The 14,388-nt window shown below is 41.9% G+C and carries 12 protein-coding genes; 1 reads left to right on the top strand and 11 read right to left on the bottom strand.

What is annotated here, in order from left to right:
* Positions 1–8 precede the first annotated feature (8 nt).
* A complete protein-coding gene (locus MHH25_RS15075) occupies positions 9–1,112 on the bottom strand; it encodes a Gfo/Idh/MocA family oxidoreductase (protein ID WP_076317889.1) in 1,104 nt (367 codons plus the stop codon).
* A 266-nt stretch (positions 1,113–1,378) separates the two neighbouring features.
* Here MHH25_RS15075 and MHH25_RS15070 point away from each other — a divergent pair, with 266 nt between their 5' ends.
* The gene (locus MHH25_RS15070) at positions 1,379–1,723 is read left to right on the top strand and encodes a helix-turn-helix domain-containing protein (RefSeq protein WP_074095086.1); all 345 of its coding nucleotides are present in this window, start codon (positions 1,379–1,381) and stop codon (positions 1,721–1,723) included.
* Between the two features lie 72 nt (positions 1,724–1,795).
* Here the strand turns inward: MHH25_RS15070 and MHH25_RS15065 are convergent, their stop codons facing one another.
* The 10 genes from MHH25_RS15065 to MHH25_RS15020 form a co-directional block, all read right to left on the bottom strand.
* Complete coding sequence (locus MHH25_RS15065; RefSeq protein ID WP_036615847.1) at positions 1,796–2,593, bottom strand: hypothetical protein; 798 nt, start codon at positions 2,591–2,593, stop codon at positions 1,796–1,798.
* A 1,233-nt stretch (positions 2,594–3,826) separates the two neighbouring features.
* On the bottom strand, positions 3,827–4,789 hold the full coding sequence (locus MHH25_RS15060; protein ID WP_036615852.1) for a sensor domain-containing diguanylate cyclase: 963 nt from the start codon (positions 4,787–4,789) through the stop codon (positions 3,827–3,829).
* A complete protein-coding gene (locus MHH25_RS15055; RefSeq protein ID WP_036615855.1) occupies positions 4,782–5,417 on the bottom strand; it encodes a chemotaxis protein CheC in 636 nt (211 codons plus the stop codon). The genes MHH25_RS15060 and MHH25_RS15055 overlap by 8 nt, the downstream gene beginning before the upstream one ends.
* Positions 5,407–5,781: a response regulator gene (locus MHH25_RS15050; protein WP_036615858.1), complete on the bottom strand. Its 375-nt coding sequence runs from the start codon at positions 5,779–5,781 to the stop codon at positions 5,407–5,409. The genes MHH25_RS15055 and MHH25_RS15050 overlap by 11 nt, the downstream gene beginning before the upstream one ends.
* Positions 5,782–6,063: 282 nt before the next feature.
* Positions 6,064–6,966: a carbohydrate ABC transporter permease gene (locus MHH25_RS15045; protein ID WP_017688457.1), complete on the bottom strand. Its 903-nt coding sequence runs from the start codon at positions 6,964–6,966 to the stop codon at positions 6,064–6,066.
* Between the two features lie 12 nt (positions 6,967–6,978).
* Positions 6,979–7,944, bottom strand: a complete 966-nt coding sequence (locus tag MHH25_RS15040; RefSeq protein ID WP_036615861.1) for an ABC transporter permease subunit — start codon at positions 7,942–7,944, stop codon at positions 6,979–6,981.
* 112 nt (positions 7,945–8,056) lie between these two features.
* On the bottom strand, positions 8,057–9,712 hold the full coding sequence (locus MHH25_RS15035) for an extracellular solute-binding protein (RefSeq protein ID WP_036671131.1): 1,656 nt from the start codon (positions 9,710–9,712) through the stop codon (positions 8,057–8,059).
* A gap of 139 nt (positions 9,713–9,851) precedes the next feature.
* On the bottom strand, positions 9,852–11,393 hold the full coding sequence (locus MHH25_RS15030) for a response regulator (protein ID WP_076253049.1): 1,542 nt from the start codon (positions 11,391–11,393) through the stop codon (positions 9,852–9,854).
* A 13-nt stretch (positions 11,394–11,406) separates the two neighbouring features.
* The gene (locus tag MHH25_RS15025) at positions 11,407–13,188 is read right to left on the bottom strand and encodes a sensor histidine kinase (RefSeq protein WP_076253048.1); all 1,782 of its coding nucleotides are present in this window, start codon (positions 13,186–13,188) and stop codon (positions 11,407–11,409) included.
* Between the two features lie 4 nt (positions 13,189–13,192).
* A complete protein-coding gene (locus tag MHH25_RS15020; protein WP_076253047.1) occupies positions 13,193–14,308 on the bottom strand; it encodes a helix-turn-helix domain-containing protein in 1,116 nt (371 codons plus the stop codon).
* Between the last annotated feature and the right edge of the window lie 80 nt (positions 14,309–14,388).

The following is a 14,388-nucleotide window of genomic DNA, read 5'->3' as shown; positions in this document are numbered from 1 at the left end:
AGTGAGGGTTATAGATATTGACGTTCACCGGTCTGGGCTGATTTCTCGACGGCATCCAGTAACTGATGAAGTTTCACCGCATCCGCGAAATTAGGTGCTAAGGTAGTACCTTCTTGAATATCTTTGGCAAACTTACGATAAGCCTGAGCCATGTTCAGAACAATTCCGGAGTCGTTATATAGAGAATGTGGAGCCGAGTAATAGGCATCGGGAATGGGTAGTTCACAAAGCTCGTTGTCCGTAGATCCTGCACCGCGTAAATGGTGTGATCCGAATTGAATGGATGCAGGAGCGCTCAGAACAATCGTGCCATTGTCTCCGAAAATTTCAAGTGTGAGTCCTGTCTGATGTTTGACTCCACCTTGAATATGAACGCTGGCTGCTGCCCCATTAGTCAATTTCCCTGTAATCATGATCTGATCATCCGTTGTTTTCTTGATGACTTTCTGAATATCTACCAATTCAACTTCTGAAAACTGTTGAGCTGTGGTGGCAGACAATTCTGTAAAGTCCCCAAGCATGAAAGTGAAGGCATCCAGATTATGTCCACCTACAATGGTCAGCAAGTTCCCTCCAACTTTCCGATCAAACAAGTACGCACTCGACTTATCACCAACGCCACCCATGCCATCAATGGAGATCTTCAGGTTGGCAGACAACACTTTACCGACATAACCTTCTGCCAATATATCTTTTACATATTGAACGGCCGGGGCTTGTCTTGCCTGTAATCCAATCGCATTTGGCAGTTGTGCGGACGCTATCCATTCCTGCATTTCAAGCGCTTCCTCTGTATTCGACCCCAGTGGCCATTCACAATAGATTGGTTTGCCAGCAGGCACGACGGCTTTAACGGCGTTATAATGTTCCTTGACATTAATACTGACAACAACCATATCCACATCAGGATGCTGAGCCAACTCCTTCATATTGTCAAAGCCGTGATCTGCATAGAAAGCTTCTGCGCTTGCCTTTGCACTCACCATATTACTTGTCCCAACCGCTGTAAGCTCGAACTCATCCAAATGCTGAATAGCTGGAATATGTGTTCCACTCGCCCACCCGTTATTAATGGATGCCCCTATGATACCTGTACGAATTTTTTTGCTCATTGTTAAACATCTCCCTTGTTAAAATTTACAGTATGATCGAATATCAGTTTGTCTCCAGCCCTTATCAGTCACTCATTTCTATGATATATTTATTTAGCTTGCTAACTATTCAATCGAGATAACATTAATTATTCTTTCATACTTTAGGTAAACTAAAATTGTTTTGGTGTTGACACCATCATAGGTGTATTTGTTTTATTAGCAAAGAGGGCAATTTAAATGAACATAGTACATCTTTATGTACCTTTGGATCAGGAGTGATATGAATGAGAGTTTGCAACGAAGGTTTTGAACAAGAGTTTATAGATGGAAAAAGTGACATGTACGCCATAGCTTTTACTCAGAATGTCCTTTCTGGGCGTTGGAAATATTTTATCTTATGGTACCTAAAAGACGAAACACGGCGATATACGGATATCAAAAAATTCCTTGGAGATCTGTCTCAAGGCTCCCTTACAAAGCAGCTTAAAGAGTTGGAGAATGATGGTGTTATTCAACGTGATGTATATCCGGAAGTTCCTCCGCGAGTTGAGTATTCGTTAACAGACAAGGGAATGAAGTTACTACCGATCCTTGAAAAGATGGAGGACTTTGGAAAAGAATACGGCTAAGCAACTTAATTGAAATGGATAGCTTAACCCAAAAAAGCCGCAATTTAGCGGCTCTTTTACTCTGAAAAATTTCTATTCTACTTTATAATCAGTAACTACATCAAATTCTCCAATAATATTGTCTCCTTCTACATCATACAAATGAATCGTTCGAACAGTACCATTCACTTGTGTTTGTGCCAAGGCTTCTTCGATGGTAGTGATTTTAGGTGTAAGATCTTCAGCTTTTAGATAACCCTCGATTCCATTGGTGCCAATTGCAGCAATCAAATCGGGTTCAACCCCAATGATTGGTTCAGATAATGCTGAGCCATAGGTATCGCCCTGTGAATTGACATCATATTTAGTTTGAAGCAATAATTCGTGAATCGTTTCCGATGTTTCAGTGTTGTTTTCAAATAAAACATTTGATGAATTTACGTTCGATAACTTTAAGTTTGGCGATTTGTATCCAGTATAACGAGTGTATCCATTCCCATTATAGAATTCACCAACGTTCTGAGCATAATACGTCGTTTTAGTCGTTATTCTTGGAGAGTAGACAAAAAAACTAGAGGTTTTCGACGTATTATATGTCATGGAACTTGAAGCTGTTAAGCTTCCGCCAGATGTGTACAATCTAGCCATAGCTCCCATATATCCATTTGGAACACTTGCTGAAGCCTTCACTGATGCAACGGCTTCAGCAGTCGTACCTGTAGTGAAATTTCGAGTCCATACTTCAGATGTGAAAGTGTACGTGTGTCCCTTAATTTTGGGTGTACTATACGGTGAAGATGCAGTATTAGCCAGGACTGTTGAAGATGCCAAAAATAACGATAGAATACAAATCATTACCGTACTAACTTTCTTCGTTTTTCTCTTATTCATAGTTTATCCTCCTCATAATAAAAAATATTTGGATTATAGTTTCAATCTTTAATCCCTCTCTGTAAATATATTAAATTTATTGTAATAATTAGATTTATTTTCCTTTTATATCATAGCACTGTTCCAGTTTTTTTGAAATAGATTCGCTAGTTTTCTTGCCTTAACATCAAAGACATATTTTTGACACCTTGCTCCGTAATTCACGAATCGCTCCTTTTCAGCTCTGCCATTCGATGTGGGTCTCTTCCTTATGGCTGGATGTCTTATGATATATTATATTAACAGGCATCGAGCACATCCATGGTTAGTAGCAGTTGTATCAGCTCTCATATTGACTATTGTAGAGTGGATCGCCAAAGATTACGGAAAAGTGTGGTATTTTAATAGATGGTACATCATCTGGTCTTACGCTTCGTATTTTAAACCTATGGTTATGGCGTATGTATACAGTTTGATCTTCTACAAAATGTTCAAACCACGTAACCCTTCATAAAGTATGTATTCTCAGCCAGCATAGGCAAATCAATAGGTTTCCATATTACTTATCTTTGTTAAAGGGGGGATGATATGTTTTTCTTCTTTTTCTTTCTGTTGCTTGGAATGATTGGTTTATTCTTTGGGGTTAGAGCACTGAGACGACCTAATTCATGGCCTTTTAATCGTACGAAGGATGAACTTCATGAATACGATATGATGGGCATCAAGTTTAGAGGCGTTTTTCTCCTTGCTTTTGGTACTGTTCTGACTATCGCCTCTTTCAGACTTCTTCTTATTTAAAATCCAAAAAAGCCGCTAATATAGCGGCTCTCAATCGGGCCTTACTCTGGTCCCGCTCAATATCGTGGTATCAACATTAATCTATGGTTTAATAGTAGCTTGCTGACCATCAGGAGCCACCGACTTATCGTTCGTCTTCACACCCCTGCGCTTCTTGTACCCTTTAAATATGAAATACCCCACTATGATTAAGATAATCGGCATTCCGTACAGTAATAGAATATAGAAACTGAACAGCAAAAGTACGATTATCGACCCATCTATTACATTCAATATGCACACTCCTTTATAAGTATTACTGGCTGAATGATTACTACATTACTCAATAACTACTCTCTCATCTTCATATGTAAAAAAATATTATTCATAGAAAAAATGTATTTTTTCTTATGTTAATTGTATAGACAAATAAAGTTGCTATTATAGCAACTTTATTAAAAGACATTTTTAGATTTCTTAAGCATTTTCAGGTTCATAAATTCCGTAACCATTCTTGCCATTCTTTTTAATCTTGTACATAGCTCCATCCGCATGTCTCAGAAGTTCGGAAGGCTCCTGTCCATGCTTGGGAAATAGGCTGATACCAATACTCATCGAAAGGTTGATATAGTTTCCGGCAATTTTGAAATGGGTACTGAATGCAGCTTCCAATCTTTTGGCGATGACTTCAGCATCGTGATCATCTTTCAGATGGCTTAAAATGATGAATTCGTCCCCGCCAAGCCGAGCTACAGTGTCCGCACTTGGAATTGTTTCACTTAATCGCTTTGCCATTTCCAGCAACACTTGATCGCCAACATGGTGTCCATATGTATCATTCACTTGTTTAAACCCATCAGCATCCACAAACATGACGGCTAGTTTGTTATGGTTTCTTTTGGCATTACTGATGGCCCAGGCAAGACGGTCATTATAAGCAAGACGATTAGGCAGACCGGTAAGTGGATCATGCAAAGACAAATGCTTGCTGATTTTCTCGGAGATTTTGATTTTGGCGTACTCCGTCTCCAGTTCTTTGATCAGATTTTTAAGTTTATATACCCTGGTATTGGTGTTAGTCATGTCAGTAATCTGAATAAGGGCGTAACTCCGATCTTCATGATAGAGCGGTTCAACATGCATATTTTGTCTGAATAATTGTTCATCCTCTCCTTCATTAGGAAGAATGAACGCCTTATGTAAAGCGCTTGAGCAAAATCTGCTCTGTCCATGATACAGCGCATTTTGCAAAATATTTAAATACATGTTCGACTTAAACCGTGGGCAGATCTCAAGCAGATTCAAGCCTACTACCTCTTCTACATTCTTGCCAGTAAAGCGCTCCAACCAGGCATTCCACACAACAATTTTTAAATGCCTGTCCACGATCATTATTCCCATATGGGCTTTGTTCAAAGCTTGTGAAATAAGATTATCCATTGCCCGCCTCCAACAAAGCGTCCATTTTGGCCAGCAGGCTCGATATGGAGTTCATACTCAGTGCTATGACAATGATACCTGTCACATCCGTATCGGCAAGTAAAAACGAGGTATGTAAAACCAGGACATAAACTTCATTCTGAAGCAATATTTGTTGATCGGAATTGGTGACATAGATCAGTTCAATATCAGGCAGGACGTATTCCAGTTTGATCTCCAGGAAGTTACCGAATTCTCCAATAATGGCGTTAAGCAGGACATTGCTAACTTCCTTCAAAACGTCCAAATCCGTGTCCATCAGGTTCGGATCGTTCGATATAACGCTCTCACCCAGTTCTCCAAGACAGATGTTTGCCAATACTTTAGCCTGCTCAACAGGAAACATCAGAAATGCTTTTCCCTGAAATTCGTATCCAAACTGTAAAGATGACCTAAACAGGTGACCTTCACTAAAGAAAATATTGTATCTTCGATCTCCAGGATCAACATCGGATATGGAGATTAGTTCCACTTCCGGAATATTCAAAACGATACGCTTGTCTACAATCTCTGACAACATGTTAGCCGCTTGTCCCACGTAAACGTTCACTAGTTCAGTAAGCAAATCCTTCTGTAAATCATTCAGCATGATAGGCCGCCTGAATCAGTTGAATCATGGTAGTTGCCTTCTCTGCGGTTAACGGTTTATTCAAAAAACCAGAAATGCCTAACATTTCAACTTCATCCCTAGTTGTCTTCTGAATATCTGCAGATAAGATAATAATTTTGACATTGCTATCCGTTTCTCGAATCATTCGAAGCATTTCTTGTCCGTTCAAACCAGGCATCAGCAGGTCGGTGGTTATAAAATCAGGTTGAAATTCCTTGAATAGGTTGTATCCTTGCTCTCCATTGTTAGCAATCTGAATCTCGCATTCTGGAATATGATCAACAATCAGCTTTGTAAGTAATTTCTGTACGAAAATGGAGTCTTCCACGATTAATACTTTCATTTTCTCTTCAGTCTCCTTGATAAAATGGTAAGAGCTCGGGATGGTCAGGCGCTGTGGACAGTTCTTGATATAGGGCTTTCGCGCGCAGTGGCACCCTGAAAAGAGACTGACTGGTGAATCAAGTAAATATAAATTATAGTAACTTTAATTTAATTGTCAACAACATTATTGAATAAGTTCGATTCGTGTGCAATTGACATACTAAGGTCCGCCGTTTAAAAAACATAAAAAAACGGTCACCTAGTGACCGTTTTTGATCGGTTATCTGGAACTGCATTAAGTTTACTCTTTTACCCCTCCAAGCTGCAAGCCATGAACGAAATACTTCTGCAAAAATGGATATACAACTAAGATGGGTAATGCGGCAACAATCGTAATCGCTGCCCGAATAGATACAGGTGTGACCATGTTACGCGCAGCACCAAGATCTGCACCATTGGCAACGGCTGCACTGCTGTTGGAATTCATAGAAGATGATAATAGTTTCATCAACTCATATTGCAGCGTGCTCAGGTTTTGTTTGGAAGATGCATACAGAAACGTATCAAACCAAGAATTCCATTGACCGACTGCAATGAACAGTGCAACAGTAGCGAGAACCGGTTGGCACAGCGGTAGAATAATGGAAATGAATGTTCTGAAATCTCCAGCACCATCAATTTTGGCGGATTCGATCAATCCCTCGGGTAGTGTCTGGATATAGGTTCGAATAACAATCATATTAAATGCACTGATCAGCCCAGGAATAATGTACACCAGGAAGTTGTTTAACAAATGCAAATCTTTCATTAGGAAGTAAGTTGGAATAAGACCTGCACTAAAATACATTGTAAGAACAACTGTAATGGTAATGGGCTTTCGTAATATATAATCTTTTCGGCTTAGTGTGTAAGCCAGCATGGAGGTTAAGAATAGACTTAAAACTGTTCCCAAAACCGTTCTCGCCACAGATATACCAAAGGCGCTGAAGATGGTCCCTCCTGCAAATACTGCTCTGTAGTTTTGATCTGTCCATACCCGAGGCCACAGATAAATCCCACCCCGGATGGTGTCATTACCGGCATTGAAAGATACGGCGAGTGTATTCACAAACGGATACAGGGTAACAATCGCGATTGCGATCATCAGTATACCATTTAACGTATGGAAGACAATCGGTTCAAGCCGAGATTTATTGATTCCCATCTCTAGTCCCCCTTATATTAATCGGTCTTCCCCGAGCCGTTTGGAAATTGAATTCGCCGCAAAGATCAGCGTGATACTAACTACTGTTTTGAAGATACCTGCCGCAGTAGCCAAAGAATAATTCCCGATCTGTAGTCCGTATTTCAGGACAAATATATCTATCGTCTGTGACCAGTCGACAACCACACCATTACCTAACAGATACTGAACCTCGAATCCAGCTTCCAAAATCCAGCCCATATTCATGATCAGCAAAATGATAACAATGGATTTGATTCCGGGTAAGGTCACATACAGCATTTTCTTATATCGGTTCGCACCATCAATCTCTGCCGCTTCATAGAGGGAAGGATCGATAGACGTGATGGCCGCCAAATAAATAATGGCATTCCAGCCAACTTCTTTCCATACATGGGATGCGCCTACAATGCCCCAGAAGTATTCCGGAACGCTAAGCCACATGATAGGTTCTTGAATGATATGCAGCTTCATGAGTACCACATTCACAATCCCACCATCTACAGATAGTGAACTTGCTACGATACCTGTCACAATAATCCATGAGAGAAAGTGAGGTAAATACGATATTGTTTGAATGGTTCGTTTATATAACTTATGTTTGATCTCATTAAGTAAAATGGCAAATATAATTGCTGTCGCAAATCCGAGCACCATATTGATGACGCTCATCGCAATGGTATTACGAAGCACGTTAAGAAATGCATCGTCTGTTAACAAAAACTTAAAGTGTTTGAGCCCGACCCATTCCTGCTGCGTGAAACTCTTCGCAGGACTGTAATTCTGAAAGGCCATAACCCAGCCCCAAATGGGATAATACGAGAATACGAGAATGTACGCAACGATGGGCAATGACATGAACATGAGTTGTCTTTGTCCGCGCAATCGTTTTAACAGTGGTGCTTTGGGAACGACTGTACTGGTGGTTTGCTCTGGTATGGCTCCAGGCGTGTTCGCCATCTTTCACTCCTCCTATTGGCTTGCAGCGACTTTAAGGATGATGTCCCCGGAAGGCACTCGCCTGAGTAATCCTTTGGTTGATACCTTCCGAGAGAATCATTGCCGCATTTTTTTATTTAACAGACCAGTTCTCGATTCTCCATTTCAGTTGATCATTAATTCGATCTTCATAGGATTTAACATCGATCTTCTTGTAAGCGTCTACATATTCAGTCCAAATGTTATCGAACTCATTCGGTTTTGACATGATTGCTTTAGGCAAGAATTTCAATGAAGTGTCTGTCATTTGTTTGTTCGCTACCGCAGCATCAGAGCCTTCTTTCAGATCGACCTGCCATGCTGGATAGTACACTGGATTTTCTGGTGCAGGAGAGAAGAAGTCACTCCACGTTTTGAAGCCGTATGCATCCAGAAGTTCTTTATCTTCCGGTTTGAGGTTGTCATAGAATTCCTCAGGTTGGTTGATCGCTCCAATTGCATTGCCATCTTCAAATGTTCCTTCAAGCTTCGGTGCAGCAGCGTAGAAACCTTCAGCTTTGTTAACCAATCTCCATGCTGGATCATCCTGCTCTGTCCGTTGCTCTGGTGTACGATAGAATCTTCCCTCTTCATTCACTTGATAGTCTACACCCTCTTCACCCCATGACAAGAGCTTCTGGTACTTCTCGTCCATAAGCTTATCGAGGAATTTGATGAGTGCGACAGGGTCTTCGGCATCTTTACTGATACCAAAACCATTGTTCAAGTTAATGACCGGACGATCCAGATAATGATCTGTGATACTTGTATCATAGACAAGCGGGAAGCCTACGTATGTCTGGCCAATTTTCCCCTGTGCTACGAGTGGGTCTTCGCCGGCTTGGAAATTCCAGTGCTGGTCGAACATACTAAGCACACGTCCCGAAGAAATTTTGGCCAGATATTGATCGTAGTTCTGAACAAAGGCTTCTTTATCCAGCAATCCCTCGTTGTACAGATTGTTTAGTTCCTTATAATACCGTTTGGAGATATCTTTGTCGGCAAAAACGGTTGCGACTCCACTATCATCTACGACTACGCCCCCGTCGTTGGGGTGACCCGTAAGATGTTCAGGTGGGTTAAGCAAAGGGAACGTCCGCCAGTCTGAAGCCAATGTAGTGAAACCAATCGTTGGTTGACCATCAATAGTTGGATTCTTGGCTGCATAATCACGGACCAACTTTGTGAAATCATCCAACGTTTTAGGAGTTGGGTACCCGGCATCCTTCAGTATGGACTTTTGGATCCAGAATGCAGGACCAGAATAATAGTTACTAATGAACTCTCCTGTATACACTCCATAGTTAGGCAACCAGTAAATATGTCCGTCACTGGAATCTTTCATCCGGTTCCAGTCTTTACCGAAATGTTTCTTCAGATTAGGTGCATGCTCTTCAATGAGATCTTCGAGCGGAATAACCGCACCCGCTGAGACCAACTTGGTGTCTGCTGTGATCAGATCCGGGAAATCGCCCCCGGCAATCATAACGCCCAACTTCTGTTGAAGATCACCTACTAGAAACTCCATCTCAAGATTAACGCCGAGTTCATCCTGAATCTTCTTGTAGATTCGGTTATCTTTAGCTGGCGCCTGATTTGGCGTTCCGATAAAGGCCGAGATGTTCAGTACCTCTTTCCCATCCTTTGTAGTCGCTTTCTCATTGTCACCGCTGCATCCTGCCAGTGCCAAACTCAAAGCCAGAACGAGTGATACGGAACCCCAAAGCTTCTTTTTCTTAAGTCCCCCCATGTACTTGCCCTCCTTGGAAGTGGTATGTCTTACTGTTTTTAGTATGAAGAAATGTATGCGGTTACAAAATATATACATTTAAGGTCTACCCCCCTGTAATTGTAGGTCTTATTCAGGAGGGGTTCTTCTTTTTCATGGATCAATTCGCATACTTTTGCCTGTATTCTACTGGTTTCATGGCTGTTCGTTTTTCGAAGTGTCTGAGAAAATGCTGGTAACTGCGGTACCCTACTTGCTCCGCAATCGCACTGGATGTTTGATTCGTCTGCTGGAGCAGACGCTTCGCTTCTTCCATTCTTAGATCATGTACTACCTCGATTACACCCTTACCATACTTTCGCAAAAAGGATTGCCCTAAATGGACAGGATTCACGTAGAATCGTTCTGCGAGCTCCTGGATCGTAAATGTCTCCCTGTAATGCATCTGCACATATTCAGCAACCGTCGCCTGGATGCCACCCATTTGCCTCTCCCGGAAAATTGCCAGTGCTGACTTGCATTGTAAACAGAAATGTTCCAGATTGTTAGCAACCTCTTCTATATTTCGATGGCCCTTCTCCAGAATTCCGCTCGCCAATTCGTTCATTAGAGCATTAGGTTCTCCTCCTAATTCTCTGCACAGGGACAATCCGCGGAATATAATATGGGTAGAGAAAATATGTACAATCTCTGGCGCAGCCTTCATCTGTACAAACAGTTCAAAAGCACTCCGAATCGCAGACGAGAGGTCCTCCACAGAACCGTTTTCAAGCAAATCGCAAATATGGTCCACCTCTGACAGCGTTTCCGGATCAAACTGCCAATTCTCCAGCTGAATATCTTCGGCAAACAAAAGATGCTCTTGATTAAAAAACAAATAACGCCCAACTTCCTGAGCGGAGCGGAAGGATTCAGATAAATGCTCCAGTTTGTTGACCGTTAATCCAACCGCGATATGAATATCTCCGCAGCCGTTATGTTGCATATTATTCATCAAACGCTGGGTAAAAGCTTTAATTGCTTCAAACGTCTCATTTCTATTATTCGTTTCCTCCCCCCATACAAGCCCCAATGAGTCTCTTGTTCTGTCTATCACATAACAGCAAGTTGTTTCTTCAGCCGTTTGTTCGACTACTGAACAGACTTCCTGAATATCTCCCTGAAAGGCTATCCGCAGGTATGCCCAATGGGACTTGTTCAAACGAGGACGTATCTCTGACATCTCCTCCTCCGATATATTTTGCTTATCCTTAATCAGTGCGGACAAAAACGCTTTGATCCTTTGCTCGTTTGCATGTTCCCTTATACGCTCCTGGGTTTCACGCTCCTGCAATTGCATACGGAGACGGACCAACATATCCTCTGCTTCTGTACTGTCAACCGGTTTGGTTAGATAGTTGGAGACACCTAATCGAATAGCTTGTCTGGCATAATTAAAGTCACTGTATCCACTCGTGATGACAAACAGCACAGACTCATGTTCCAATCGTCGTGCTTCTTCTACAAGTTCCAGCCCATTCATCACAGGCATACGAATGTCTGTCACCACGAGATCAGGTCGATCTTGTTCCATCATCCGAATGGCTTCCTCACCGTTGGCGCACACGCCTCTGATTTCGAAACCATACTTTTCCCAATTGATCAGAAGCTGTAACCCTTCAATGGCATAAGGTTCATCATCGACTAACAATACTTTATACATGAGAGTTTACCTCCTATTTCCTCTGTTCCAGCTTGGAGATCGGTATACGGTACCCTGCAATGGTTTCCTTTCCAGGTACACTGCTTAGATCAAATATCGCATTTCCTTCATAAAAGAGTTCCAACCTGCGGTAGACATTGCGGAGTCCTACATGCTCGCCGTTCCTGGGTCTTTCAGAACGAATATCTCGCAGGAGCTCGGTTAATCTCCCTGCATCCATACCGATTCCATTATCGATCACCTGAATAACCAGTTCAGAAGCGTTTCGACTCGCCGTTATCTTGATCTGTCTTCCATTTTTTCGCGCCTGCAAGCCGTGTTTGCAGGCATTTTCGACAAGCGGTTGAATACTCATTCTGGGAATGAGCAACGAAGCTGCATCAGGATCAACCTCGAAGGTGTAATCAAACAGTTCTCCAAAGCGAAACTTCTCAATCTGGAGATAAAGATTCGTAAATTGCAGCTCTTCTTGCAAAGGAATCAGATTGTCAGAATGACTGAGCAACTGTCGCATCAGTTTGGACAGACTTTTAATAATCTCAATTACTTCCGTATATCCATTCTTCGTACTAACGACTAGCAAGGCATTCAATGTGTTAAATAAAAAATGGGGATTCATCTGACTCTGGAGCATGGACAATTCAGTCCTCACTTGATCCAGCTCCAGATCTTTTTGGCGGATTTCCAGTTTATATACGTCATTAATCAGCGTATGAATTTTACCAATCATGATGTTAAATGTACGAATAAGCCCGCCAATTTCGTCGCGGCCTTCGTGAATTTCAATCAGATCGAATCGTTCGTTACGAACCTTCTCCATATGTCTGGATAACTTGCGAATCCGATAGTGGTAGGAACGCAAAATAATGTAGATCAATACAGAGGGGACCACGATACTTAATGCCAGCAACCCCAGAATTGATTTAAACGCTTCTTGCAAAAGGTGGTCAAGGTGACGCGTATCGGCAACTCCAATCAATTTCCAACCCTTTAGGTAGGCTAGATTCCCCAACGATTTTTCGAGCGTGTAAGCAGAATCTCCAGATTCCTTGAGCATTGATTCATTATCAAGGGGGGATAAATCGGTTTCGCTGAACTCCCCACTTGAAACGACAGTTCGATTGTTGCTGTCCACCAGTCGCAGCTGAAGACTGTCTGATTCACGATTTAAAATGCTGTACACCCGGCTAAGTTCCAGATCAATCTTGGAATACTTGTTGTAATTGGCATAGGAAGTATAGGTATCCATTTTGCCAATCACACTGATTCTTCTTCCCGCGTTAAATCCGGATGGCTCAATATAATCAACGACAAGAATGCCTCCACTGGTGGATTTCAGCTGTTTCAATCCAGGGAGTACATTCTTGTCTTTCATCACGATATAATGACTGCCCGTCTGAATGGTATCGTTATCCGTATAGATACGCACCTCCAGAATATTCGCTGACATGTACCGTGTTAATTTATCTCGCAGGAATGCATGGTAGACGTTGTAATAATCCACGGGGGAGTGATAGGTCCGATCCAGTGCCTCATAGAGCGAATCGTCTGCTGCAATAATTCGGCTCAGGGCAACGCTCTCATCAATCATGCCTAGCAGTTCCCCCGCAGCCCTGTCGATGGATTTACGTAGATTTTCCTGTTCTCTAATCTTGATATCCGCAGAGGTTCGTTCATAAAAGAAGATATTAATCGTTATTACAGGAAGGAGAATACTAAGTACATAAATAAGCAGAAATTTGGATCGGAGAGGAATATCATTAACCTTACTGAACATCCAGAATTTATGACGCATATAATCACCCTTGGTTTTTGTTTTTATAGACTGACGGAAGCTCCCCTGTATGCGCTCTGAACTTTTGGGTGAAATATTCAGCATCATGATATCCTAGCCTGAATGCAATGTCAGTGATCTTCATATTGGTACGTCGCAGGAGTTTACGGGCCTCCTCAACACGAAGCTGGTGCACATAGTCACTGAAACTGACCCCCATCTCCCGCTTGAACTGTTGACCCAGGTAGGCAGAATTCACGTGAATACGATTAGCTACATCCTGTAATTTAATTTTACTTCGATAGTGCTGCTTCAATTCATTCACTGCTTCTGCAACCAGCCCTCCCGTACCCGTCTTTTGCTTCAATTCAGACTGGGAAAGTTGCTTGGACAGTCGAACACACAGGTCTTGCAATGTGCCGGAAGACCAACTCGCAGCCTCATGCCAATCTTTTTCACATAGTATTTCTCTGCAACCCTCTCTTTTTCCATATTTACGTAGCAACTCCCCATGGATATATCGGATGACATGATGTATCCATTCCAACGAAACCTCTGCTTTCTCACTTTTCTCTAACAGTGCACTCACTGCAATATCGATAGAATACGTATTTTCTGCTTCAATCAACGCCAAGATCTCTTTGGAGATGTTCATCATTTGCTCTAAATCATATTCTTCGCTTATTCGATATTCATTAAGATGATTCTCATAGGCTTCATCTGTAACCGTGACTCCATTTTGCTGTTTTTGCTCATTTCTGCGTTTGTCCAGAGGTTCAATCATGTCCATAAGGATTTGATGAATCTCCTCGGGAACAAGAGGTTTAAGCACGTACTGATCGACCTGATACCGTATGGCTTGCTTCGCGTAATTAAAATCGGAGTATCCTGTAACGATAACAATTTTAGAGGTATAGGCGAGATCTTCTCGCAAGGTGTGAATCAAACCAAGACCATCCATAACAGGCATTTGAATATCCGTGACGACAAGATCCGGTTCAACCGAGTTAAATAAAGCAAGTGCTTCCTCCCCATCTGTTGCCGTTCCGCAGAGTTCATATCCACAAGCTCGCCAGTCAATCATTGTTCTCCATCCTTCTAGCATAAACGGCTCATCATCCGCGACAATGACCTTGTACATTAGCTCACCTCACTTTTATCCTTGATCAGCTGCATGTATTTTATCTATATCAATAGGTAGATTCCAGTTGTTCTGAAAAC

It is taken from the genome of Paenibacillus sp. FSL H3-0457 (genome assembly GCF_037981725.1).
Lineage (GTDB): Bacteria > Bacillota > Bacilli > Paenibacillales > Paenibacillaceae > Paenibacillus > Paenibacillus amylolyticus.
This window is presented reverse-complemented; position numbering and strand designations above follow the sequence as displayed.